General features: G+C 47.9%; 20 protein-coding genes. 7 read left to right on the top strand and 13 right to left on the bottom strand.

Annotation, left to right across the window (positions count from 1 at the left end; translation table 11 throughout):
• Nucleotides 1–2: 2 nt before the first annotated feature.
• Complete coding sequence (locus tag BLV62_RS06460) at nucleotides 3–278, bottom strand: RNA recognition motif domain-containing protein (RefSeq protein ID WP_089759857.1); 276 nt, start codon at nucleotides 276–278, stop codon at nucleotides 3–5.
• A gap of 158 nt (nucleotides 279–436) precedes the next feature.
• Entirely contained in the window at nucleotides 437–1,195 is a 759-nt protein-coding gene (locus tag BLV62_RS06455) for a DeoR/GlpR family DNA-binding transcription regulator (RefSeq protein ID WP_089759855.1), read from the bottom strand.
• 53 nt (nucleotides 1,196–1,248) lie between these two features.
• Here BLV62_RS06455 and nudK point away from each other — a divergent pair, with 53 nt between their 5' ends.
• The 5 genes from nudK to BLV62_RS06430 all read left to right on the top strand — a co-directional run bounded on the left by nudK (nucleotide 1,249) and on the right by BLV62_RS06430 (nucleotide 8,868).
• Nucleotides 1,249–1,827, top strand: a complete 579-nt coding sequence (gene nudK, locus BLV62_RS06450) for a GDP-mannose pyrophosphatase NudK (RefSeq protein ID WP_089759853.1) — start codon at nucleotides 1,249–1,251, stop codon at nucleotides 1,825–1,827.
• A gap of 117 nt (nucleotides 1,828–1,944) precedes the next feature.
• A complete protein-coding gene (locus BLV62_RS06445; RefSeq protein WP_139169972.1) occupies nucleotides 1,945–2,529 on the top strand; it encodes an RNA polymerase sigma factor in 585 nt (194 codons plus the stop codon).
• A 122-nt stretch (nucleotides 2,530–2,651) separates the two neighbouring features.
• Nucleotides 2,652–3,851 carry a FecR family protein gene (locus tag BLV62_RS06440; protein WP_089759849.1) on the top strand — a complete coding sequence of 400 codons (1,200 nt, stop codon included), beginning with the start codon at nucleotides 2,652–2,654 and terminating at the stop codon, nucleotides 3,849–3,851.
• Between the two features lie 179 nt (nucleotides 3,852–4,030).
• Nucleotides 4,031–7,387 (top strand): TonB-dependent receptor, encoded by a 3,357-nt coding sequence (locus BLV62_RS06435; RefSeq protein WP_089759847.1) that lies wholly within the window; start codon nucleotides 4,031–4,033, stop codon nucleotides 7,385–7,387.
• A gap of 11 nt (nucleotides 7,388–7,398) precedes the next feature.
• Nucleotides 7,399–8,868, top strand: a complete 1,470-nt coding sequence (locus BLV62_RS06430; RefSeq protein WP_211117676.1) for a RagB/SusD family nutrient uptake outer membrane protein — start codon at nucleotides 7,399–7,401, stop codon at nucleotides 8,866–8,868.
• Nucleotides 8,869–8,916: 48 nt separating this feature from the next.
• Here the strand turns inward: BLV62_RS06430 and BLV62_RS06425 are convergent, their stop codons facing one another.
• From BLV62_RS06425 to BLV62_RS06415, 3 genes are read right to left on the bottom strand one after another with little or no spacing between them, the layout of a single operon-like run.
• Entirely contained in the window at nucleotides 8,917–9,930 is a 1,014-nt protein-coding gene (locus BLV62_RS06425) for an SMI1/KNR4 family protein (protein WP_168927747.1), read from the bottom strand.
• Between the two features lie 20 nt (nucleotides 9,931–9,950).
• Complete coding sequence (locus BLV62_RS06420) at nucleotides 9,951–10,826, bottom strand: DMT family transporter (protein ID WP_089759842.1); 876 nt, start codon at nucleotides 10,824–10,826, stop codon at nucleotides 9,951–9,953.
• 14 nt (nucleotides 10,827–10,840) lie between these two features.
• Entirely contained in the window at nucleotides 10,841–11,362 is a 522-nt protein-coding gene (locus BLV62_RS06415) for a GNAT family N-acetyltransferase (RefSeq protein WP_089759840.1), read from the bottom strand.
• Nucleotides 11,363–11,462: 100 nt separating this feature from the next.
• Between BLV62_RS06415 and BLV62_RS06410 the strand changes: the two genes are divergently transcribed.
• Entirely contained in the window at nucleotides 11,463–12,332 is an 870-nt protein-coding gene (locus BLV62_RS06410) for a LysR substrate-binding domain-containing protein (RefSeq protein WP_089759838.1), read from the top strand.
• Between the two features lie 149 nt (nucleotides 12,333–12,481).
• Nucleotides 12,482–13,675, top strand: a complete 1,194-nt coding sequence (locus BLV62_RS06405; protein ID WP_089759836.1) for a hypothetical protein — start codon at nucleotides 12,482–12,484, stop codon at nucleotides 13,673–13,675.
• A gap of 57 nt (nucleotides 13,676–13,732) precedes the next feature.
• Here the strand turns inward: BLV62_RS06405 and BLV62_RS06400 are convergent, their stop codons facing one another.
• From BLV62_RS06400 to BLV62_RS06365, 8 genes are all read right to left on the bottom strand, one after another.
• Nucleotides 13,733–15,037 carry a hypothetical protein gene (locus tag BLV62_RS06400; protein ID WP_139169970.1) on the bottom strand — a complete coding sequence of 435 codons (1,305 nt, stop codon included), beginning with the start codon at nucleotides 15,035–15,037 and terminating at the stop codon, nucleotides 13,733–13,735.
• A 52-nt stretch (nucleotides 15,038–15,089) separates the two neighbouring features.
• The gene (locus tag BLV62_RS06395) at nucleotides 15,090–16,421 is read right to left on the bottom strand and encodes an ankyrin repeat domain-containing protein (RefSeq protein ID WP_089759832.1); all 1,332 of its coding nucleotides are present in this window, start codon (nucleotides 16,419–16,421) and stop codon (nucleotides 15,090–15,092) included.
• A gap of 4 nt (nucleotides 16,422–16,425) precedes the next feature.
• On the bottom strand, nucleotides 16,426–17,616 hold the full coding sequence (locus BLV62_RS06390) for an ankyrin repeat domain-containing protein (protein WP_089759830.1): 1,191 nt from the start codon (nucleotides 17,614–17,616) through the stop codon (nucleotides 16,426–16,428).
• Between the two features lie 9 nt (nucleotides 17,617–17,625).
• On the bottom strand, nucleotides 17,626–18,384 hold the full coding sequence (locus tag BLV62_RS06385) for a DUF2314 domain-containing protein (RefSeq protein ID WP_089759828.1): 759 nt from the start codon (nucleotides 18,382–18,384) through the stop codon (nucleotides 17,626–17,628).
• Between the two features lie 322 nt (nucleotides 18,385–18,706).
• Complete coding sequence (locus tag BLV62_RS06380; protein ID WP_089759826.1) at nucleotides 18,707–19,675, bottom strand: DUF4973 domain-containing protein; 969 nt, start codon at nucleotides 19,673–19,675, stop codon at nucleotides 18,707–18,709.
• 32 nt (nucleotides 19,676–19,707) lie between these two features.
• Complete coding sequence (locus BLV62_RS06375) at nucleotides 19,708–21,744, bottom strand: RagB/SusD family nutrient uptake outer membrane protein (RefSeq protein ID WP_225889521.1); 2,037 nt, start codon at nucleotides 21,742–21,744, stop codon at nucleotides 19,708–19,710.
• Nucleotides 21,745–21,773: 29 nt separating this feature from the next.
• Nucleotides 21,774–24,848 (bottom strand): SusC/RagA family TonB-linked outer membrane protein, encoded by a 3,075-nt coding sequence (locus tag BLV62_RS06370; protein WP_089759824.1) that lies wholly within the window; start codon nucleotides 24,846–24,848, stop codon nucleotides 21,774–21,776.
• A gap of 17 nt (nucleotides 24,849–24,865) precedes the next feature.
• The gene (locus tag BLV62_RS06365) at nucleotides 24,866–26,185 is read right to left on the bottom strand and encodes an IPT/TIG domain-containing protein (protein WP_089759822.1); all 1,320 of its coding nucleotides are present in this window, start codon (nucleotides 26,183–26,185) and stop codon (nucleotides 24,866–24,868) included.
• Nucleotides 26,186–26,230 lie beyond the last annotated feature (45 nt).

Raw genomic sequence — 26,230 nt, 5'->3', positions numbered from 1 at the left:
AATTAATACCTCGACCTTGGGTACCTGTCTCTTTGTACCGGCGGCCTGGCAACATTGACAACGATAACCTGTGAGTCAACGGAGCTGTTGTTTAAATCCTGGATGGCCCGTTCTGCATGAGCATCTTCCGGCATTTCCACGAATGCAAAGCCTCTTGAACGACCGGTATAATTATCATAAATCACTTTGATGCTCCCTACAATACCAAAAGGAGTGAACAAATCCGCCAACTGCTCTTCAGTTGTACGCGCACTTAAATTGCCTACATAAATATTCATAAGATCTTATTCTTTTAAGGTGAGAAATACGGCAGCTGGAAAAGCGAAGACTGAGGAAGAAAAGAAAAGTATCCAGACTAAATCAGAAGAAGCCGAGGCAGGAGCCTGATGTTATTTCGTTAAAGGTAGGCTTTTAAATCTATAAACCGGGATATTTTTTATTGAATAATTTTTACGCCTTTCCCTTTTAGCTGTGTCTCCTGGCTGGGAGCCAGTTCCCTGTCGGTTATCAGGGCTGTCAATGCAGACAATGGCGCAAATTTGAGGTAACTGTCTTTACCAATTTTCGATGAATCGCAGAGCACAAACAACTTATCAGCGCTCGCAGCCATCGCCGTGCTGATACTGGCTTCTTTTTCACTGAATGCAGTAAGCCCGTGCTTTACAGAAAGCCCATCCGTGCCAATAAAGGCCTTCGCTGCGTGATAACTCCTGATATGCGCAATGGCGCGATCTCCGTGTATGGCTTTCCGTTGCCCGTCCATTTCGCCGCCGGCGAGGTTTACCTGTATGCCGGGCGAATCCATGAACTCAGCGGCTGCAGGCAATGAGTTGGTTATAATGCGGAGTGGGGAAATGGTTTTAAGATGAGGACACATAGCGAAAACAGTACTGCCGCAATCCATGAAAATAGTGTCTCCCGGCTTTACCAGGGAGGCAGCCAATTTCCCGATGTACTTCTTCCTGGATGCAGCTACTGTTTCCTTGTCTGCAAACGCTGTGAACGGATGCCTGGCCGGCGCTTTCATAGCGCCGCCATGGGTGCGGATCAGCAAACCTTCCTCCGCCAGCTGCACCAGGTCGCGCCGGATCGTAACAGCCGAAATTCCTAATTCATCAGCTATTTCCTGCACATCCAGGCTCTCTTTTTTATCAAGTATCCTGAGGATTTTATTTTTTCTTTCCGGGTATCCCATTTTCTGTTACCTTTGATCAAAATAATCGAATTCGATCAAAAATAATCATTTTCATGCAACCCGAGGTAAAAATTATTTCGAAAGACATCTTATCAGATAACTGGTACACCCTTTACAAAGTGACCTATGAATATAAAGGAAGGAACAATCGCTGGCAAACACAATCCCGCGAAGCCTACGACAGGGGCAACGGCGCCGCAATCCTATTATACAACCCCGCTACCGGGAATGTTATACTGACCAGGCAATTCCGTCTTCCCTCCTATATCAACGGCAATAGCAGCGGTATGCTGATAGAAGCCTGCGCAGGCCTGCTGGATGAAAACAACCCCGAAGAATGTATCAGGCGGGAAACTGAAGAAGAAACAGGCTTCCGTATAGGCAATGTCAGGAAAGCGTTTGACGCTTATATGTCGCCCGGCTCAGTTACCGAAATACTTCATATGTTCGTGGCAGAATACAGCCCGGAAATGAAGATCAACGGAGGGGGCGGGCTGGAAGAAGAACAGGAAGAAATAGAAGTCCTTGAACTGCCGATAAACCAGGCAATGGCAATGATTGAAAGTGGGGAGATAAAAGATGGGAAGACGATCATGTTGTTGCAGTATGTGAAGTTGCATGGATTGCTCTGAGAAAACTTGTTATGGTCCGCATTCCAACAAAGAATCATTAGGAAAAGAGGCGATCAGCATCCGGAAAAATGGAAACAACCCAATTATTTTCCTACTTTAGTAAGAAGGCTGTCCGGTATGCAAGCAGATTCTCTCGATAACAAACAACTATTCCAACTGATCTCAGAAGGCGATGAATCGGCTTTCAGGCAGCTTTTTCATTTCTATGCACCCCAGTTCAGGGCTGTTGCGCTCCATATCACTAAAACCGCATCTGTAACAGAAGACATTCTCCAGGAAACTTTTTTACGATTATGGATCAGCCGTGATAAACTCCGGGAAATTGAACAACCCAGGTCCTGGATGCTGCGCATTGTTTTTCACCAGTGCTTCAGCTACCTGCGCAAACAGGCTATTCATAACAAGGCGGTGGCTACATTGGCGCCCGCCGAACCGGTTTTCAGCCCCGAAGAAGACATTGCCTACGATTTTATGAGAGCGCAGGTAACCCTGGCGGTACAACAATTACCGCCACAGGCTAAGCGGATCTACCTGTTAAGCCGGGAACAGGGACTAAAAATCCCCGAAATAGCCGCCCAGCTTTCCCTCTCTCCCAACACGGTGAAAAATTCGCTGGTCCGCTCCCTTCAGGCTATCAGGAAACACCTGGAGCATTCCGGCATCCTGTTCCCCGCCTTTATCATCTGGCTATTGAGGGTGTAAAAAAAATTTTCATTTCCATAGGTCCTAAATGCCGGCTTAAGCGTCTGTTCATTTAGAGAAGGCTATTTCACGTTTGAAGAAGATACCAGGATCGCCACGTTAAACTATAAAAACAAACTCCATTGTCAACACACGACCGCCTTACATACCTGCTGGAGCAGGCATTGCAACGCTCTGCCACGGAGGCCGAGCTCCGGGAATTATCCGCTTTGGTGAGCGGGGATGCCAGCGGCGACATTGCCCGGCAACTGGAAATGCTCATCCAGAAGGAGCTGCCAGCCAATCCAACAGCCGATTACGATACCGCCCACTGGGATGCGGTGGTAGACAATATCCTGGCTGCCGACAAAGTTGTGGAAACCAGGAAACCGCGACGTATCTGGCGCTGGATACCTGCAGCAGCCGCTGTTTTGCTATTGGCCATCGGGTTATACTATATGCGCCAGCCATCGCATAAACCGCCAGCTGTTGCCGCCAGGCCTGAAGTTCAGGACCTTGCACCGGGCGGGAATAAAGCCGTGCTGACACTAGCAGATGGCACAGAGCTGACGTTAGACTCGTCGGGCCACAAAGCCCTGGCAAAGCAGGGAAATACCAGCATCACCCAACCGGCAGGAGGCCAACTGGCCTACACTACGCAACCGGGGCAGCCGTCAGCAACCGGGTTAACGCAATATAATATCCTTCGTACGCCCAGGGGCGGGCAATTCCAGGTAACGCTGCCAGACGGTACCAGGGTATGGCTAAATGCCGCCAGCTCATTAAAATATCCCGTAGCCTTTAACGGAACTTCCCGGCAGGTGGAATTAACGGGTGAAGCTTATTTTGAAGTTGCTTCCAACGCTGCCATGCCATTTAAAGTGATGGTGCCCGCAGGGCAGGACAATCGTATGGAGGTTGCCGTATTGGGTACGCAGTTCAATATTATGGCCTATGCAGATGAAGCAGAAATAAAAACTACGCTGCTGGAAGGAGCGGTGAACGTTACGAATAAAGGGAATAGCAAAAAGCTGATGCCGGGGCAGGGCGCCTTGCTCGATAAACAACGCGACCAGTTGTCGCTATTGCAACAGGTAAATACTGATGAAGCAGTGGCCTGGAAAAACGGATTCATTCAACTCGAAGGTAACGACATCGCTACCGTTATGCGCATGATCGCCCGATGGTACGATGTGGAAGTAGTGCTCACGGAACCGGTCCCTGTACACTTCCGCGGCAGCATCCCGAGAAATGTGCCGGTATCGCAGGCCCTGAAATTATTGGAAATGACAGGTGAAGTACATTTTGAGCTCAGGGACAGGAAAATCACCGTAACACGCTGACAAATATTTCTACGTTAAAAAACTGATACACTTATGGGGCCTTAAATTCCAGATTCCCTTACCCATGCCTGTCAGGATAAAAAAACCGGAAGCGTTCGGACCGCTCCCGGTAAAGCCTGGGCAGGTATGCAAAATTGCTTGCGACAATAATTCATTCTTTACCCAAACCATACAAATGTATGCAATTGATGCTTTTCCCGCAAGGCAAACGATATCGTATTGCCCGGGGCGAAAAATTCCCACGATTATCGAAAAAAATAGTACTGATGATGAAATTAACGGTAGTCCTGATGACCGTTACCCTGTTGCAGGTACATGCCGCAGGGTATTCACAGACAGTTAGCATTTCCCGGCGTAATGCGCCGCTGGACAAGATCTTCCAGGAGATCAAAAAACAGACAGGGTATTCCTTTCTTTACACCGATGAACAATTGCTCCATGAGCGGAAAGTAAACCTGGAACTGCGGAACGCTTCCCTCAAAGAAGCGCTGGAGGCTTGCTTTGCCGGTCAATCTTTGACCTACAGCATTTCCGAAAAGGTGATCATTATCAAACAACGGCCGGCTACAACCGAAGCGCCATTGCCTCCCGACCAGGAAGTAAGAGGAAAGGTCACCAACGAAAAAGGAGAACCGCTGCCAGGAGCAACGATACAGGTAAAAGGTACAACCAAAGGCGTATTGACCAATGAGAAAGGAGAATATGCTATCACCGTTCCCGATGGCAACGCGGTATTGATCATCACCTCTATGGGTTATAATAAAGCAGAGATACAGGTAAACGGCAGGCATGACCTGCCCGTTACGCTGCAGATGGCGGCATCCAATATCAACGAACTGGTAGTGATCGGGTATGGCGAACAAAAAAAAGGAACATTGACCAATGCTATTTCTTCTATAACTGCCAAAGACTTCCAGGATGCTCCTGTAAACCGCCTCGACCAGGTATTGCAGGGCCGGGCTACCGGCGTACAGGTTACCAATGCCGCGGGCGCGCCGGGAGGAAGTGTTCGCATCCGCATCCGGGGTTCAAATTCCATCAACGGCAGCAACGATCCTTTATATGTAGTGGATGGTTTTGTTGGGGCAGAGTTTTTTGCCATCAATCCCGATGATATCGCATCTATCCAGGTATTGAAAGACGCTGCGGCTACGGCCATCTATGGCAGCAGGGGCGCCAATGGCGTAATCCTGATCACTACGCGGAAAGGCAACAAGGGAGGACTGAAAGTTAATTTCACTACGCGCTTAGCCACTTCCAGCGTTATTAAAAAACTGGACCTGCTGAATGCCGCCGACTTTGCCGAAACGGTGAATGAACATTCAAAAGCAGTTAGTACAGCGCCTAAGTTCACAGATGCGCAGATAGCTGATTTCCGCGCCAAAGGAGGCACTAACTGGCAGGACGAGATCTTCCGGAATGCGCCATCGCAGGAGTACCTGTTAAGTCTTTCCGGCGGCACTGAAAAAGGCGGATACTTCATCTCCGGCAACTACCTGAACCAGGATGGGGTGATCAACAATTCGTTCTACAAACGCTATACATTACGTTCAAACATCAACGCTAACCTGACCAACAGCATTTCTACCTTTCTGAATATCACCGGTTCGTACAGCACCGCGCAAAACGTGGATATTCCTGCGGATGGCGCTTCCAGTCCGCTGGCGCAGGCCATCACCTGGGCGCCTACCACCCCTGTACGCAAACCGGATGGAAGTTTCGTGGCGAGCGACCCGGTAGGTTCGCTCTTTTATAACCCCGTTGCCCTGACGGTAGACAGGCTTGCGGTACGCGACAGGATGCTGGCAAACATGATTGGCGGCTTTAAGTTCGGGATAATACCCGGGCTGACCTTCAATTTACAATACGGCGCCAACTACCTGCAATATGAAGACAAAAGCTTTGCAGGTAAGGTCACCAACAACAATACATCTGTTGCGGGTATCAGGAATAACAGGGAGATCGTATTGCAAAACACCAATACGCTGAACTACAGTAAGGTATTCAACAGGCATAGCCTGGATATCACGGCTGTAATGGAATACCAGCAATCTACCTACAATTACTCTTCTTCCGGCTCTTCTAATCTTACCTATGAAAACTTCCAGTGGAACAATCTTGCTTTAGGCACTCCCTCCTCTCCGGGTTCCGGATATTCCAAGTGGGCGTTGTTCTCGCTGGTTGGCAGGGCTATTTATAGCTACAATGATAAATATCTCTTATCTGCGGCTTTACGTCGCGACGGTTCATCCAGGTTCCAGGGCAGCAACAAATACAGCTACTTCCCTTCTGTATCTGCCGGTTGGGTGATCAGCAACGAACCATTCATGCAGGAAATACAGGCTATCAGCAACCTGAAGATACGCGGCAGCTGGGGACTGACGGGCAACCAGGCCATCAGCCCTTACAGCACTCTTTCATCCTATTCCAATATACCGGCGTCATTTAACAACAATAGTCACCAGGTAGGACTGGTTATGGGCAACATCGGCAATCCCAACCTGAAATGGGAAACGACAGAACAGAAAGACGTAGGGATCGATATCGGGCTGTTGAATGGCCGGCTATCCCTGACTGCTGATTATTTTGTTAAAGATACCCGCGACCTTTTATTGCAGGAAAACCTGCCTATGTACCTGGGTGGCAATCCTATTACCCGGAACGTTGGCGCGGTACAGAATAAAGGTTGGGAATTTTCCGTGGAAGGCATTGTAACCAATAACAGCGCCGTCAACTGGAATACGGGCTTCAACATCTCCTTTCTGCAAAACAGGGTCATCTCCCTGGGCGAAGGCAAAACAAGGATCTTTGATCCAAATACCCGCAAAATAGGCGGCGGTATGTCGCCCCAGTCGGAGTTTGTAGTGATGCCGGGCGAATCGCTTGGCGCCATCTGGGGGCTCACCTACCTGGGTACCTGGAAACCGGGCGATGATAAGGCCAATCAATACGGCGCCAAACCCGGCGACTCCCGCTACCTGGATGTTGACAATAACGGTACTATCGATGCCGGCGATTATCATGTGATCGGTACCGGTATTCCCAAAACTTCCATTGGCTGGAACAATACCATTACCTACAAAGCATTTACATTGAACCTGCTGTTCCAGGGACTTCTTGGGTTCGACAGGCTGAATTACAACAAGGCAGTGGCTATGTATTACGGCGCAGATGCAAGGGAAGCTACCCTTGTGGATATTAAAGACAGGTATATTCCCGGCGTTAATGAAAATTCCGATATCCCTGCATTCAGTTCTACTAACCGGAACTTCACACAGAGCACCCGCTTCCTGGAAAAAGGAGATTTCCTGCGCCTGAAGAATGTTAGCCTGGGATATGAAATACCTAAGTCGAAATTAAAGAATACAGTAGGCATTAAGCTCTTTATCAGCGCCACCAACCTGCTTACCTGGACCAATTATACCGGTATAGATCCTGAAAGCAATTCATCGGCCGGCGATATCCGCCAGGGCATTGATTTTGGCACTTATCCGAATGCAAAGACCTATACCGGGGGAGTAACGCTGACCTTTTAAAAACAACCGTTATGATTACACGAAAATATCTGAAACATATACTTTATGGCTGCCTTTGCATGATACTGGCAGCAGGATGCAGCAAAGAACTCACAGAAGAACCCAGGGGCCTGGTGGCCGGCGCCGATGCATTGAGCAGCCAGGCAGGGCTGGAATCGGCCCTCTCGGGCGCTTACGGAAGCCTGATGGTGCCATGGGTCAGCGGTTTTACCTCCGTTTCCCAGATCGCCATGACTATGGGAGGTGATGACCTCACCACGCATCCCGGTTCCAATAAAGAAGAATTCAGGGAATTCGACCTGTTCAAAGTTTCGTCTTTGAACAGCCGCATGCCTCCTATCTGGCTGGGTTGCTACAAAACCATACAGGCAACCACCAACATCATCAACAATTACAAAAATGTAAAAGATGGAAACCAGGATACAATTCATGCCATCGTTGGTGAAGCCAGTTATTTACGCGCACTCTCGTATTACTGGTTAACCAGGCTTTGGGGAGAAGTGCCTGTTATTCCGTCAGAGATCTATTCGCCGGACTATCTTAACCTGAAAAAAAGCAAGCCGGCGGATATTTACCCGTTGATCGAAGCGGATCTTACCCGGGCGGAAGAATGGGTACCAAATGGCAGAAGGAGTTCAGGACGGCCAAACAAAGGCTCTGTTAAAGCGTTGCTTGCAGATGTTTATCTTACGGAAGCGGGATGGCCATTGAAAAACCAGTCGAAATACGCATTGGCAGCCAGCAAGGCGAAGGAAGTGATAGACAATAAAGCCGCTTACAGTTTTGACCTGTACACGGGCGACTACCTGAAGATCTTTGCCGGCGGCACTGTTGAAGATGTATTTACGCTCTTTACCCGCGGCAACTGGATCACTTACAATTCGTTTTACGGGTTGTCGACTATGCCGGAAGATGAAGGCGGATGGAGTGATTTCTTTCCTGAGCTGAACTTCTTCAATAATTTTCCGGCAGGACCCAGGAAGGACGCCACTTTCAGTACCTCATTCACCTTAAGCGACGGTTCAGTTATTCCATGGCAAAAGACCAGCACCAAGCATCCTTACTATAAAAAATTCACTATCCAGTCGGGTAAAAAAGACGTGTATATGTCTGCCAACCCTGTTGTGATGATGCGGTATGCGCATGTGTTGCTGATCTATGCAGAAGCGCAGTCCCGTTCGGCAGGCGCGCCCAACAGCGACGCCTATTCGGCAGTTAATGCGGTACGCCGCCGTGCTGGGTTGGCAGATCTGCCAACCGGTTTATCCGGCGCTGATTTTGCTGCGGCAGTAGTGAATGAGCGGGCATGGGAGTTTGCAGGGGAATGGAACAGGTGGTTCGACCTGGTAAGGTTAGAGCAAGTGGAAGCGGCCAACGCCAACAAAGCAGAGGGCGATCTTAAACCTACTGTCACCATTACCAAAGCTAACTACTGGATGCCGATACCGGGTGCAGATGCGGTAATCAATCCAAATTTATAAGTTACCCTTAAAAAGAACAGGGCGTCTCTCATCCAGGGGCGCCCTTTTTTATGCCAATTGTTGCAGGAATTTAATGAAACTATCTGCATATAGTTCGAACTCCCATTTGCCGGTACCATGCATGCTGGTATAAACCGCAGCCCCGGGACTGTTGAGATCAATGCAATAAGGATCGCCGCCTGCATCTGCAATTACCACGTATTGCGACGGCCAATCGGCGATCGGTTGATTCTTTACCGGGTTAAAAGAATAACCATCCTGGCGTGAGATCAGTTCTTTTGCTCCATATAAATGCAGTCCCTGGAAGAATTTCCTGCTGTCTATAAATACGTTTAATGGAGAATAATTACGAAGAAAGTTAAGATATGGTTCGGGCAATTTCCAGCGTTGCTGAATAGCATCCATATCGGCTGCATCGGCTATTGTCAGCCAGTTGGATGGTGATGCAGGGTCCTGCCTCTTCTCTCTTTCCTTTTTCAGCTTCTTTTCCAGTTTGGCAGCAGCTTTTTCCAGATCAGTGACAGGGCGTTGCAACGATGGATGCACAGCCGGCGCTACATAGCCCTCTCCTTTAGGGAAACCGCTTTGCTGCCAGGCAATCACTTCATCCAGCCTTAATTGCTCCTTTTTCCAGTGACCGGGATCGGCAGGCAAGGACCTGTCAAACGGTTGCCGGCTATGAACGGCCAGGCTTTTGATAGCTTTAGCCCTTACTTCCTGTGCTTGGGCCTCATCCAGGGCTACAGATGTCAACTGCTCATAAGCTGCATCGCCTTTTGTTTTCAGCAGGCCGTCTACACTCCAGTAGGCAAGCCCCGGTTGGGTTACAGCCCAGCTAAAGTAATCGGCATACGCAGCATCGCCTTCGTTAACCAGGTTCAGGATATCTGTCAGCAGGAAATTACGCCAGTGCAGGAGTTTTCCTTCTTTCGTGTATGCGATAAGTACCGGCAGGGCGTCGGCGCCCAAAGTCCTGATAAGTTTATCTTTAAGCCGGGCGAATTTGTTTCCGTCAGCTTCTTCAAACAGATCGTTTTTTAATTGGGTTAAGTCTTTAGCCATATTATTGTAATTGGGATCTACTAATACGCACTCACCTCCCTCCTCTTCCATTTCACTTCCGAAATCAACGTTCCGATAAAGATCAGCAATCCTCCTACCAACAGCCTCCAGGTTAACTGTTCGTCCAGCAACACGATTGCCGCTATGGCTGCAAAGATAGGTTCAAACAGGTATATGATAGCCACTCTTTCGGCGCTGATATAGCGCTGCGCCAGGTTGGATATGGTATACATATAGGCTGTTGATAACAAGGCGCAAAAAACAATACCCATCCAGAATTCGTGGTTCTGCGGGATCCAGTTGGCAGCGCTGTCGGTTAACGCTACGCAAAGCATGACTAAAGTACAGGTGGCAAACATGGGAACAATTGTTTTTACCACCTCCCCTGAACCTGCGTATTCTTCCACCTTGATCAGGTAAACAGAGAAGCCGAACGTGCCTGTGATGGTATACAGATCGCCGATGCTGACGGAAAGACTGGAAGTAAGGGAAATGACAAACAAACCGGCCAATGCGACCAGCGATGCTAACCATATTTTAGGGGCTACCGTTTTCTTGTAAACCAGCGACTTCAGTATCGGGATCACTATCACACAGGTGCCGGCTACAAAAGCGCACTGCGAGGCGGCGGTGTATTTTATGCCCAACGTCTGGAAATGAATACCCAGGGTTAACGGGATTGCCAGGCGGATACCCTGAACAATGTTTTGTTTTGAGGTCTTCATCAATTGTTTGAACAATACTATCGCCAGTACAAGCGTAGCAAGTACGAAGCGGTAAACCAGGAAGGTAGATTGAGAAACCGCGCCAATAGCAAGTTTGGTGACAGAAAAGGATATCCCCCAAAATGCTGTTCCCAGTATCAATAAAACTACAAATAGATGTCTTTTACTCATTATTAAGTGATCAGTCACTGTTTTAAAGTCTTCTTTACCATAATATCTGTTTGTTCATCATCCCCTAATCTGAAAATATGCTGATCAAATGGGGTAAACCCGTTCTTTTCATAGAAGCGAAGCGCACGGGCATTCTTTTCCCATACTCCCAGCCACACATAATCGACATCCCGGGCATGGGCTATCTCTATTGCCTTATCGAAAAGCTGCTGGCCGACCTGCCTGCCATGAAATTCATGCAACACGTACAGGCGCTCGATTTCCAGGGAGTTGTCATTTTTCCTTTCTGTTTGGGAGCTGGCAGTATTTATTTTCAGGTATCCTACCACCCTATTGTTCACCCGGGCAAAGTAAAATGCGGAGTATGGCTCGCGAAGTTCGGACATTAATTTATGATGAGAAAAACTTTCCTCTAAATAACGGTCCATATCTTCTTTCCTGTTGTGAACAGCAAATGTATCGAAGAAGGTTTGTTTGCTGATCGCCTGCAATGTTGCCACCTCTTCCGGCCGTACCTTTGTTATTACCAGTTCCATGACTTGTTCTATTTGATTGATCGCAAAATTACCAAAGCCATTGATGCATAAAAATGCAAATTATGACTAAATTGATGCATAAATTGCATCAATTGAAGTTATGACCATACAACAGATCGGATATTTCCTGCATTTATCGGAAGAACTCCACTACTGGCGTACCTCTTACAAGATGAATGTTACCCAATCGGTATTAAGCCGGCAGATCAAATCACTGGAAGATGAACTCCAGGTAACGTTGTTTCAGCGTACCAACCGGAAAGTAGAACTTACAGCGGCAGGAAAATTCCTGCAACAACAATGGAAGCCGCTATTAGGGCAACTGGAATCGGCCGTCCGCTACGCCCGCAAAATCCATAAAGGAGAAGGCGGAAGCATCGTGCTGAACCACCCCGGGTCTATCAGCTACGATATCCTACCCGCTTTGCTGAACCAGGTGTCTGCCATGTACCCGCATATCAAAGTTGAACTGGTACAGCATAAACACACGCAGGAAATAGAATTGATCAAGAATTACCAGGTGGATATTTCGTTTAGCCGGCATCCCTATGATGGCGACCTGGTGACCTCCAAACTTGTCAGGACAGACAACCTGGCCCTGGTGCTGCCTACAGATCATCCTATCCGCAAGGTTGCCGACATTTCAAGGAAAACGTTGAAGAATGAGCGCTTTATATTAACAACGCTAACGGACGGAGAAGCGTTCCAGATGAGGATAAGCGAATTCTTCGCGCAATACAGGTTTCAACCTAACATCAGCTTTGAATCGGATTTTGGGTCTATTATCCTGAGCCTGGTGGCAAGGGGTTTGGGGATCTCCGTCATTCCTTATTCCTATTCGCTGGCCGGCCATCCCGGCGTCAGGTTCCTGCAACTTCCTTTTGAAGTACCGTTATACCTGCATTGGAGAACAAACGAAGATAATAAAGTGGTGAGGAATATTCTGGACCTGATCACAACGGCTCTATAATTAGGACTGGAAACGGTCGAGTGTTGGAGAAAGAAGCCTTCAACTCTATATGCTTCATGAGTTTCAAATAAAAACACAATTAAGAAAGATAAAAACGGATTTTCCTATATTTATATCCTAACATTATTTCACCCTATATCTTTTAAATTATGAAATCTACATTGGTAACCCTCCTTTGTTTGTTTGTAAGCGCTATTGCAACAGCGCAAAACACTTTTCCTGCAACGGGTAATGTTGGTATTGGAACAACCTCGCCTACCAGCCGTCTCCAGGTTGTGGATAATGGCAGAAATTACTACGTCAACAGGGGGATTCCCGGCGCCACAGATGATAACGTTTCAGAAAACTATATCCTGCTGCACCCTGTATATGTTGCTGGCGCCAGCTTCATGCCTGACTGCCATGTAATGGGAAAAATCAGCGCCATACGTGGAAGTGCCGCATCTTATAACCGGAAATGGACTGTGGAGGTTAACACGGCATCTGCGTATAACTCAAATATTGGCAACATTATTTCATATAACGATTCACCAGTTCCAAAGCTGGTAACACTCATCTATGATTCAATTACCTATTTGGCTGTTTCCATCACAAAAGCGGCAACCGTTACGTCTTTTTCGTTTACCGGTTGGGCGCAGAACGAGTCTTTTAAAATAGTTAAGGCGGCAGAAGTTTCTGACGTAAAGATCTTCAATGCCTCAACTGAAATTGGCATCCAGGCGCCGGTTGGGATAAGAAATGTTGCGTCAAACAATGTTCTGACCCTGGCCGCAAATGATACCAGCTATTCTAATTTTCTTTTCATGACCCATACAGGTTTTCCTCAATCTATGTTTTACATAGGAACCACCAATTCTTCCTACATTGTGCCCGCTCAACGCAATGCCAGTTTAATTGAAAGTTACCGGGATCTGCATATAGGCGCAGCCAACAGTGGTAATATTATCTTCGAGAACGGCAGAAATGGCACCGCCATCAATTCGTCTATGGTAATCGCCAATAATAAAAACGTCGGCATCGGCATAGATAATCCAACATACAAGCTCACTGTAAACGGCACTATCGGGGCAAGACGAGTAAAGGTTACGCAGGAAACATGGGCTGATTATGTTTTTCATCCTAACTACCAACTTCCATCACTGGCCAGCGTAGAACAGTTTATCAAAACCAATAAACACCTGCCGGATATTCCTTCCGAAAAGGAAGTGACCGAGAAAGGCATTGACCTGGGAGAGATCAATAAATTATACCTGCAAAAGATAGAAGAGTTAACACTCTATATAATAGACCTGCAGAAACAGATCAACGCATTAAAAGAAAATGCCGCCACCCAGGCCAAATAGAAATATAATTAACCAGTGATCCCGCCGGTATGCAGGCTGGCGGGATCTTGACAATTGTTACTTAATAAACACAAACCACTCCGCATTATTCCTGAGCAACATCGCTATCCCCCAGATCAATACCGCCATCCCCAATGCTCCCCAGGCCTTCTTATTCTTCCAGCTCCAACCCAGCAATACAGGAATTTCCCAGTATTTGATCAGCACAAATAACAGCAACCCGCCAAGCCCCGTCCAGGTTAAAGCAATATCGGCATATTGCGCCCCGGTCAGTATTACAGCCAATAGAAAGCTAACGGTGATCACCTGTGTCCAGACGAAATTTTTTATTCCGCAGCGCGTTACATCTTCTATCGATAACACCAGCAACATGCAAACCAGGAAAATGCTCAGCACCAAAAGAGATTCGGGTATCCTTACAGGAACCGCTACCATGATCATCCAAACCAGCAAAGAAATGACTGCATAAGCGATCATCCGCTGATCCTTTGTTCTGAGAACAGGAGCAGGGAACGGAAATAATACCTTGGTTAAAGCCCTTTCCATGCTCCTGAGAGGCGGCAAGGCGAAGATGCAGATCATTACCGGCACGATCACCTCGTAAGCATACCAGGGATCGCCGGTCCTGAGCTTTGCCCAGTAAATAGCCGCTGCGGTGAAAAGCGCGGGCAGCGATACATTCACAAACGCGCGGACAGGCGTCACATTATTCGACTCCAGTATATTGATGATCTCATCGCTATAGTCTTTGAACAGGTACCTGCGTGTATGTATCGCCGTGAGTTGCGACCAGATGAAGAAGATACCCAGGTGTACGATAATGGTTCGTATAGTGATCTCCGGAATACCGGGGGCCAGCCAGACGATGAGAATACCTAGTCCCAGCAGTTCCCAGCTTAAAGCAACGGGATTGAACAGCCACCTGATAAAAGGCGCCAGTACTGTACGAAGCCATGAAAAGAACCCCGGAAGGTACCTGCTTAAAAGCTGGATAACAGCTACCACCGCTATCAGCGCCGCCAGCCCTATTAATAACCGCGAAGTAGTGAACACTCCACGCAGCGCCTGCAGCCTGGAAGGCTTCTCCAGGTTATACGTAATACGCGCCGATTGCAGCAGTTCCTCCGCCAGCAACGCTCCCCTTTCCTGGTCTATGGCGCCTAAAACAGGTTGACGAAGCATCCAGAAACTGTCTGCAACCGCCTGCCCGGCATTCTTCCGCAAGGTCCCGTACTGGTAAAGCACCGCACGCTGCGTAGGATTAAGGGAATCCAGCGTTTTTGCCAGCGTCGTAGCCGGAATACCGGCATGAAGGATGAAGCGGCTGCCGAGCAGCAATAAAAATATCAGGGTAAAACGCATAAGCATATACGAATAACATCCGGAATAGTATTAGCTACCCCGGGTATAAGATCTATCCTTTCAGGATCTTTGCCTTCTCGGCTTCAAACTCGGCGACCGACAGTATGCCTGCGTCCAACAGTTCTTTCAGATCCAGCAGCGCTTTTTTCTTATCTGCCATACTGCTTTCTGCGGCCGGCTGTGCGGCAGCTGCCGCAGCTGTAGCCTGAGGGGAATTGAATGATAACAGCAGGGAAGCGATCTCATTAAACCCTTTAATGGAAGCATAGTCGATCGCTTTCTGCTCGCGGCTGTTCACCACTGCCGGATCTGCGCCCTGCTCCAGCAGGTATTTTACAATATCTTTCTTACCGGCAGAGGAAGCGTAATGCAGGGCGGTATTCCCTCCTTCATCCTGTATATTGATATTAACGCCCCGCTCCAGCAACAGTTTCACCATACTCAGATGACCGTTCTTGGCAGCGACATGCAGCAGGCTTTCTCCCCCGTAACTGTAAGTATGATTGAAGGTGAAAGAACTGGTAAGTGAAAGGTTATTGGTTGTTTCCACCCATTCCAGGTAGCTGTTCACTACTGTAGTATTGCCGGAAACCGGCTGGCGGAAATTGACATCTATTCCCTTATCCAGGAACAGGCTCACTATTTCTTTCTGGTTGTTGGCACAGGCGTACCAGATGGGCGACAAACCTTCTTTAGAGGTAATGTTTACATCGGCGCCTTTCTCTACCAGCAGGTTGGTGAGCATACGGTTGGTATCGTAACAGGCGATCAGCAGGGCCGATTCGCCGGCCTGATTAGTATGGTTGATATCCGCGTAATGTTCTATCAACTGCGTAGCAATAACCGGGTTTTTAGCCCGTACTGCAACCAGCAGGGGGCTGTCACCCACTTTGTTGGTAGCATTCACATTGGCCCCGTTATCCAGCAGCAGTTGCACGATGTCTTTGTTTCTCCATGCTGCGGCGATCAGCAATGGCGTTTCGGCCTGGTTGTTCTCTGCATCTACATTGCTTCCGCATTTCAGCAACGCCTCCATTACTTCTTTCTGACCCGTACGCGCGGTAAGGTGTAAAAGGCTATTACCATTATAGTCGTTGATCTCTGCACGCGCACCTGCTTCCAGCAGGTGCAGGGCTGTTTGCTTCTGCTTTTGCAGGCAGGCGAAGTAAAACGGCGTCTCCCCGTTATGATCTTCATAATCCAGCGCGGCGCCGGCTTCCAGCAGCAGCTTTACCAGGTCGAGGTAGCCATGATGCGCGGCATAATGAAGTGCAGTCCTCCCCTTCTCATCCGTATAGGCAACATCTACTTCGTTATTGGCCAGTAATATTTCGGCTATTTTTCGTTTCCCGCTTTCACAGGCAACAATAAAAGACATGGACATAGTGCTATGCTTTATGTTTTAAAAGAAGTTCCACGGTTTTGGCCTTCAGGTTATCCTGGCTGGCAAGGGCCATGGGACTTTCATCACGGTCGTTCGTTATATTTGGGTCGGCCCCTTGTTCCAACAGCATTTTTACTTTCTTATAAAGATGCTGGGCATCCTTCTGCTGGTAGTTCACGTTAAAAGCGCAGACTTTATGCAGGAGGGTATTCCCTTCATCATCCCGCCTGTCGAGATCTATTACGCCTGTTTCCAGTATACCTTCCAGCATTTCTGCGGGATATTCCGCTACCCAGTCCAACGCGGCTTTAGGTTTGCTGTAATAAGGGGAAGCCTGGTAGATATCCGCTCCGTCGCGCAACAGCGCTTTAATTAAAGCCACGTCTTCCGCGGAAGCCCTGCTCCGCATACGCAACGCGCCACAGATCAATGTTTCGCCTGCCTTATTAACCTGGTTAAAATCAGCGGGCGCATACCGGGCAAGTTTTTCATACATAGGTACGTCACAAACCGAGTGAACAATGGCCTTGTAAAAAGCTGATTCATCGTCTTTACCGGGTTGATTCGGATCAGCGCCCCTCTCCAGGAACAGGTCCAGGTACTTTAGTTTGCGGTTGCCAACCACAATATGCAAAGGCGTTTCCTTTACAATGTTGCCGTCATTAGGGTCAAGTCCCTGGTCCATCAGGTATTCCAGGTACTTCACTCCTGTATCTTCCTTTATATTGAACTCCTTTACTATATTGAACAGGTAATTCTCTTCATAATTGTTCTTATAACGGGGGTCGCAACCGGCATCTACAAGCACGGTTATCGCTTCCAGCGGCACATTCAGCGTAAATGCCAGCAACAACAATGTTTTGTCTCCCACTGCGTCATTAATATTATCGAATTTGCCAAGGAACTTCGTTAAGAACTCCAGCGCTTCAGGGCCATTGCCGATAATCCTGAAAATGCTTTCAAACACCGATCTTTCCAGGCTTTCGTATTCGTAAAGATCTGTATCTATGCTCCCGTTACCTGCCAGTGCAAGCAGGATATCATATTGTTTTGCTCTTGCCAGTTGATCGTAGATATACCGTTTATCGTGCGCGGCCAGGTCTTTCTGTATCTTCTCTCCCTGCTCCAAACGTTGCATTGCTTCGGGCCAATTGCTTTTCCTCAGCGCTTCGGCCAGGTTAATCACATCTGTCATGATTCCAAATTATTTTTCCAAAACAGGGATCAGGTGTTCCCATTTGAGTTTTCTTGCAAAATCAAGCGCGGTTTTACCACTGTTGGTTACGGCATTTTTATCGGCGCCCTGTTGCAGCAATACTTCTACGGAGGTAAGATTACCGGCAATGGTTTCCCGGTGCAACATGGTATACCCATTCTCATCGCGGCCGTTAACCTCCCCGGGATGTTGCTGCAGGAACTCTTCCAGCTTTGCTTTCATATTCCTGCTCATCGGATGTTCGACCAGGTTTTCTGGTTGCGTTTTCTGGTTGTTCACCAGCAGGATATCGTTGTAATCTCCGAAGTTCAGTCCCCAGGCGCTGTCATGTTCCCGTCTTTCTGCCGGCGGCATCATAGCGCGCATGGCCTGTATGGTAAACCCTCCGTAGGTATCTCCTCCTATGGCAAAAAGCCAGTCGCTGATCTGGTTTAACGGTATGCTTACCCTGTCGCCGTTGTTTACATTTGTAAGTTCATTAGGCTGGTTCACAAGGGTACCATTGATCATTTCTCCATCAAAATCAATTTCATTGATCCACATATGTTCCACTACGGGCTTAATGCGGCCGGGTAATTCCTGTGAAAAGGCCGCTTTTACGCAGGCCAGGTCCAGACCGGGAATAATACGGCGGTATTCCCAGGAGAGTTCGCGCCAGAAATACCTGAAGGTATCCTGCGCTTTCTGAAAAGCAGCAATCATTTGGGGGCTATCGCCTTCGGCGAAGTAGATCGGCGTGTCTGACATAGAATCTTGTTATGGTTAGAGTTCAGTTTTTGTTGCGGCTACCGGGATGCTTCGATAACAGGATAGTCTGTTCCCGTTATTCCCCGGTGGGTTAAACATGCTTTTTACTTCCATTTTGGAGTTTCAGTATGACTATCCGCGTACTTTAAACAGCGGCAAGATAATATTTATTGAAATTCTAACCGCGAAACCGGGGTTAAGATATTTTGATAAAAGTCAAATAATTTACCGTTGAAAAGCATTACCATTATCCCATAAAAAAGCTAAAGCCCGCAGATAAATGATCCGCGGGCTTTGCACTTTTGGGGCGTATTTGATAGTATTACTCTATTATCTGTACCTGTTGATCTTCCTCCGGTATCTGGATATTCTTCAACCGCTCCAGTAACATAGAACCGGCGAAACGGTATTTTAGAGGGAAATCAGGGTTGGTGATGTCATCGTACTCATATTCCAGGTAAGCAGATGTAATGGTTTTCTCCAGGTAAGGCAGTACGCCATCCATTTCTTTTGTTACCGTATAGCGGCCCTGCTTCTGAACAAAGTTGATAGCAGGATTATCTGAACTTAGGGTAACGGTACCATCGGCATTGAATGTTGCCTTGATCTTGTAGTTGGCCCTGTCCATCGCCTCTTCTTCACTTACCCCGGCGTAAAAAAATACGCTCTTCTCATCCACTACCCAGGTATTCCTGAAAGGAACCGTCAGCGCCGTTTGCTGGTTCTCCGGTTTCGTCCTATCCCAAACAGCTCCGGCAACCGAGTATTTACCTGAATAATCGTTGAACGGAACAATAGTGATCAGCGATTTTTTATAATGCTTCATGGTAGATGGCGTGTAAGGAGAGGTTGACTCAATCTTCAACGGCAGGATATATTTATTGACAAGGTCGATCCCGTCCAGCTTTAAATTAAGCGTCAGGTATCCTGTATTGGAGCCGCTGGGAATCGTTGTAGTCATAGATTCGAAACTATAAAAATCAGCGGGCAGCTCCTGGAAATACAGATCCTGGCGCAACCTGAACCTGTCGAAGTTCAGGTTATCGATGGTATCTTTATCCAAAGCAACCGTCACCCTTACATTTTCATTATTGGCAGTGGAACCGCTTAAGATAATCGGAATTTTAACAGGAATATTCCCTCCTTTCTCCTTGTACTTAACTGCAACTTTTACCACGCCATTATTAGCGAATGCCACATATTTTGTAAACAGTTCGTCTTCCCACTCCTTGTTGCATGCACTCACTACAGCGAGCAGCAACACCCCTATTAGGTAATATATTTTTTTCATTATGCTTTCATTTTTGTTGAGCAACAGGTGTTTTAGTCAAACATTGTCCATCCCGGGTTTTGAGTCAGTTTTCTGTTCTTTCTTAATTCGCTGTATGAGATCGGCCATAAGTACATCTTCCTGACAAAGATGGTAGGCATAGATGGTATCACTACCGGGATGTAGAAAAGATCCCGCTGCTGTTCCGTCATATTCATATTGCATCCCATTACCGGCGTAGCTTCTTCTACCGGTGCATCTTTCCATCTTCTCAGGTCAAAATACCGGTGCCCTTCTGCAAACAGCTCAATCTGCCGTTCTCTTTTCAGCGCTTTCCTCAGTTGTTCTTTCGACGCATACACGCCGCCTTCAAAATCAGGCAACCCGGCCCGGATGCGGATCTGGCTCAGGTACCGGCTTATTTCAAGCGGGTCCCTGGACACTGTGATATTGCCTGTTCCCAGGTAGTTAGGAATGCTGTATGATCCATTCAGTTCGTTCAGCGCTTCTGCATAGATCAGCAGTACCTCTGCATACCTGATAGCCGGTTCTGGTTTAGGCACCACGAACCCGCCTTCCATAAATGAATCAAAAGGATTATAGAACTTTTTGATGCCGATACCTGTCCGGATATGGAAAGCCGGCGAAGATGGCTGTTTACCATCCGGCGCTCCCCTATAGTAAAACACCTGCTTGTACCTGTCGTAGTCGTACCTGGCGCTGGTATTCTCCCAGATACTGCCGTTATACGCTACAGAGGCATAAAAACGGGGCTCGCGATAGGCATACTGCATAGACACATTGGCCGGCAAAGGCCTGATCTCTTCTTTGTTGCTGGTAAAGCCGGTCACACGTGGATTGGTAGGAACGTCTTTGCCATCATTCATATAATAAACATCCGCCTGTTTCTGGGTAATACCATGTGTATTCCAGCCTTTCAGTGAATAAGGCATCTGGTGCAGCACCATCATATCAATTCCTTCGCTTCCCTGTTCTGTAACACGGGAGAAGATGATCTCAGGATTAGCGGTAAAACCTAAAGCGCCGTTAAATAACTGGGCGTATGACTGGTAAGGATCAATATCTTTCCATCCAAGCGGGAAAGCTTTGTCTGAATACTTGGGATTGTACGGAGGTACAATGGTTTTAGGAATTGTTCCTGTCTGGTCAACGGCGTTGAATGGCGCCGTGAACAGCTTATAAACATTAAGATCAATGACATCTTTCGCTGCGGCTGCCGCTTTAGCCCATTTAGTTTCGTCGTAAGCCTGGGAAATAAGCGGCTTGCCGGTATTGTCTACCAGGTCAGACATTTCCTTATTGCCATTAAAGAGCGGGCTTGCGCCATACAGGTAAACTTTTGCCCTTGCCGCTAATGCAGCGCCTTTGGTTGGCCTGGCAGCATCCCGGTTGGTACGTTGCAACGGAAGGTCTTTTGCCGCAGTGGCCAGTTCTTTGGTGATGAAATCAACGCACTCGTCGTAGGTATTCCTTGGCTGGGCAAGGTTTTCATAATCGGTAGTATAATCAACGCCCTCATCTGCCACAACAGGAATGGGACCATATTTCCTCAACAACAGCCAGTAGTAATACGCTCTCAGGAAACGGGCCTGCGCTTTCCTGTCGGCTATTTCCTCTTTATCCATTTCCCTGTTCCTGTCTATATTGTGTATGAAGATAGAAGCCTTGCGGATCCCCTCATAACACGACGTCCAGGAAGCCTGATCATCTCCTTCGTTATATTCCCCGTTCTTATACCGGCGGTATTTATCGTCCCTGTCGCCAAAGAACATATCATCCGAAATAAAATTGAAAGGCGTATATCCTTTACTGGCTACATCTGCATTTTCATTTCTCAAATGGGTGTAGGTACTTGCCAGCCATTGCTCCGAGTAATCGCGCCTGGTGAAAAGCGTATCCGTATTTTGCCTGTCTTTAAAGTAATGATCCATATCCAGGTACTTCCTGCAGGAGCCCAGCAGCAGCATTCCTGTAAAAGCGCAGAAGAACGGTATCAACAGCCCTTTTGCCCGCACCTTTCTCTTTCCGGCCTGGGAGCTTTGCACCTTATTTATTATAGTTTCTTTCATAACATTAGATGGATTAAACCGTTTGTTCATTAAAAGTTGATGGTAAGTCCGCCTGTCACGGTTTTAGATAACGGATAGCTCATCCCGTTGCCACTGGCCAGTTCAGGGTCCCAGAGTTTCAGGTGATCCCATACGGCCAGGTTTTGCGCCATGATATAAAGCCTGGCGTTGTTGATATGCGCCCAGGTTGTGATCTGTTTTGGCAGGGTATATCCCAGCTCAATGTTTTTCAGGCGGAGGTATGCTCCATTCCTCAACCAGAAGGTAGACGCCCTGTAGTTATTGGAGTTTCCGCCATAACTGAGCCTTGGATACTTGGCATTAGGATTTTCGGTGGACGGATCTCCTGAAATTTCCTTGGAGATCCACCGGTTGCCTGGTGCGGCTACATCTGTCAGGATATTACCCCAGGTGCCTTCCACGAACGGGTATACGCTCGGCCCATCGATGAAGTAGGAGGATTTGCCGGCTCCCTGCAAATGGAAGTTGAAATCTATTCCTTTCCACCGGATCGACATGCCCACGCCATAGAGCAGGCTTGGCACCCTCGACGCGCCGATAGGCACTACGTCGTTGTCGTTGATGATACCATCTCCGTTCACATCCTTGTATTTGATATCGCCCGGCTGGTAAGCGCCGAATGTCTGTTTAGGGCTATTCCTTATATCGTCATAATCCTTGAACAGTCCAAGCGCAATGAGGCCCCTGGCCTGGTCGAGACGGAAGCCCTGCGTCATCCTATATTTCAGGTTATTTGCTTCTTCATCGAAGGCGATCACCTGGTTTTTGAAGTAGGTGATATTTCCCCGAACAGTCACATCTACCGCTTTGATCTTTTTGTTTACGCTGAACTGGGCATCAAAGCCCTTGTTCTCCATGATCCCCACGTTAGCCCATGGCTGGCTGGAGATACCTACCATAGCAGGCAGGTGGGAACGTTGTTTATAGATATTCTCCCTTCTTTCCTTGAATACATCGATGGTGATAGAGAAAAGGTTTTTCAGGAGGTTCATTTCAAAACCCAGGTCCTGTTTGCGGGCTATTTCCCAGGTCAGCTGTTCAGACGATACCTGGGCGTAATACAGGCCGGGGTAGCTGTTAGGACTGATAGCTTCGCCGAAGTTGTAGCCTGGACCTGCTTTTATGTCACTGAGGAAGGCGAATCGGTTGTTCCCGAAATTATCACTACCTACTTCACCGTACGAGTAGCGGACTTTCAGCAGGTCGATCCAATTGAAATTATCTTTGATAAAGTTTTCTTCAGATATATTCCAGGCTGCTGAAACTGCCGGGAAGAAACCGAACTGGTGACCGGGTTTAAAGTTCTCCGATCCCGTATACCCGAAGTTGAATTCGGCAAGATAACGGCTGTTGTAACCGTACATCAGGCGCCCGGAAAGCGACTGGTTGCGGCGGGGAATACCTTTTACAATATCAGCCCCCAGGTTTACCGTCTGGCGCAGCTCACGCTGGAAATATTTCGCCAATCCCTCAACCCTGTGCCGTTTGTTGAAAGTGCGGCCATACCTGAGTTCCAGCTCATACACTGAAACCCTTTCGCCGCCTGCGCTGGTTTCCTGGAACATCTGCGATTCAGGTGAAATGCGGTTCATGATAAGGTTCCCGTTCCTGTCCCTCCTTCGTTGTACGTTATATTGTTCAGGCCATTTTTTTCTGTAGATGTTATTGTCGTTATTGGCGTCAAATGCCAGGCGCCCGGTAGCTTTCAGGCCGGGAGTAATAAAATCCAGGTTCTGATCAATAATAAAGTTGGTTTCTGCCTTGTTCCTCCAGAATTCGCGGTAGCCGGTTTGTGTGGCCAACACCCAGGGATTGGTCTTGTTACCTGTGCCATAGGCAGGAACAAGGCCATTGGAATACATTTTAGGAATAGAAACCGGCGACTGGCCTACCAGCGAATACCAGATGTCATCATTTAAACCGGGATAGTTCTTCTTTTCCAGGAACCCGGCAACGCCTATACGGAAAAGAGTTGTTTTGGTAACATCCAGGTCGAGGTTGATCCTGTAGTTCCACCTGGAGAGATTGGCGTTGGTCTTATATTCTTTCAGTGCGGCGTCTGATTTGTACATTCCGCCTTCCTGGATATAACTACCTGAAACAAAGAACCTGGCGATGGTAGCGCCACCATTGATATTCAGGGCAGCCCTGTTAATGTCTGCTCCTTTTTTCAGCATTTCGTTCTGCCAGTTCACGTTAGGATACAGATCCGGGTCCAGTTTCTGGCGGAGTATCTCCAGTTCCGTAGGCGTATATACCGGCTCCTGGTTGCGGGTGATCTTCGCTTCATTGGCCATAGTGGCGTATACGTCGCCATCCACGAATGTAGGAGTACGGGTACGGGTAACGTAAGTGTGCTCTACTTTTCCGTCGATGTTCACTTTACCGGTCTTACCCTTTTTAGTGGTGATGAGGATCACCCCATTTGCACCTCTTGAACCGTAAATAGCGGTAGCGGAAGCGTCTTTCAATACGGAGAAGGATTCTATATCCTCGATGTTGATCTCATTGAACGGGCGTTCGAAACCATCCACCAATACAAGGGCGGCATTGCTTGCGCCGAAAGTGGAGATACCGCGGATCCAGAATTCGGACTGGTTGCTGCCCGGTTCGCCCGAGCGTTGCATGGCAATAACCCCGGCCACGTTGCCTGCCAGCGCGTTGGTTATGTTGCCTCCTGCCGTTCGCAGTTCTTTCGGGTCTACAGTGGTAATGGCGCCCGTAACGGTCACTTTTTTCTGGGGACCGGTAGCCGTTACCACCACCTGCTCCAGGGCGCTGGTATTGGAAGGATGCAGGGTTACATTGATCACCTTATTATCGCGCACCGGTATTTCTTTACTGGTAAACCCGATAAAAGAAACGATCAGGGTATGATAAGGTTCTACTTTTATTTTGAAACGTCCATGCTGGTCGGTGATGGCTCCGAGACCTACTCTGTCTTTCACTACCACGTTAGCACCCGGCAATGGAAGATTGCTGGTATCGGTCACCACGCCGGTGATTTCGGTCGCTTGTTGTTGCTGCGAAAACACCTTGGCGGAAATACAGATTAAGATTAGGGACAGGTAAAAAGCTTTCATTATAAATGACAATTAGTTTATTCTACAGATATTGTTCTGATCCGGCGGTTCACTTGATCCGCAACATAAAAAGTGGCTGTGGCATCGTCGTATACTATACCACGCGGCAGGTTAAACTGGGCCTTGCGCAAAGGACCGTCGGCATAGCCTCTTTCGCGTGGCCTGCCTGCGAAGGTGCTCACTACGCCTTCAGGAGATATTTTCCTGATGCAGTGATTCTCTGCATCCGCCACATAAAAATTATTGTCTTTATCAAAGGTTCCCTGGTGCGGGTGATTGAAACGTGCATCCACGCCAATTCCATCGCGGTAATCATGCTGTCCTCTTCCGCCAACGAAATGCACTGGCGCTTCCAGCGTACCGGTTTCCTTGTTAAACCTGGTTCTGAGGATATAGCTTTTATTTACTACTACGATGTAAGCAAAGTCGCCGCTGGGCGCAAACTGTATATTGAACTCCCAATCCACGTCGTCGACGCGGTACATGAATTTGGTAGACCTGCTTTGACGATCCCATTTGAACATTTCTCCTTTGGAGTAAGAGTTAAAAAAGAAATCGCCGGTGATAGGATTGGCATCGCCACCGTTAGTAGTTTTAGACAGGATAAGGGCGTTCCATTTTGTAAAACCTGTAGCGGGGGTGAGTACAGCAGTACTAAGACCGCGATCATCCCATTGATCGTTGGTTACATACAGGGTATCCCAGGTTGGATTAAAAGCCAGCGTTCTTGGCCTGTCTAACCCGTTACCGGTACGGAACATGGTTTTCACGTAGGTGCGTGCAGAGTCGATAAACCGCATTCCCCTGTATTCTTCCAGCATGTAGATATTTTTATGCTGGTCGAATGTAAGCCAGTAGGGTTCTTCAAACTGCGCTTTAGCGATCTCGCCGTCTACGATGGCAGTTTTTCCATCTTTGTCTGTAAACCCGGCCAGCGTACCTACCGACTGGTTAAAGAGGTATTTGAAATCGCCCGCCGCAACTACCTCTTTTGCGTCTCCTTCCTTACCTATCTGCAGGGTTAGTTTGCCTTCCCCTGCCCTGGAAGGAACGAGTACATACATAATGGTATCCTTTACGCCGATGACGGGGGCAGGTTTACCGTTAATAAAAACTTTTACCAGGTTGCGGTCACTTCCGAAGTTGGAACCGTAAATGAGCATTTGCGTTCCTACCCCTCCGCTGTCGGGGGTAAATCTGCTGATCGTCACAGGCTTCGACGGATCAAATTTAACCAGGGTGTCAGACGATTCTTTCTTGGAACAGGCAGCTAAAAGCATACCGCCGAATACGGCAAAGGGAAGGCTTCCTCGAAGCCATTTCAGGATTCTAATCATAACGCGTTGTGATGTTAAAAATTCAAAGCATTGTTAACCTTTGAC

This window comes from Chitinophaga terrae (ex Kim and Jung 2007), from assembly GCF_900107795.1.
In the GTDB taxonomy this organism is placed as follows: domain Bacteria; phylum Bacteroidota; class Bacteroidia; order Chitinophagales; family Chitinophagaceae; genus Chitinophaga; species Chitinophaga terrae.
Note: the sequence above shows the minus strand (reverse complement) of the source record. Positions and strands in the feature narration are given on the sequence as shown.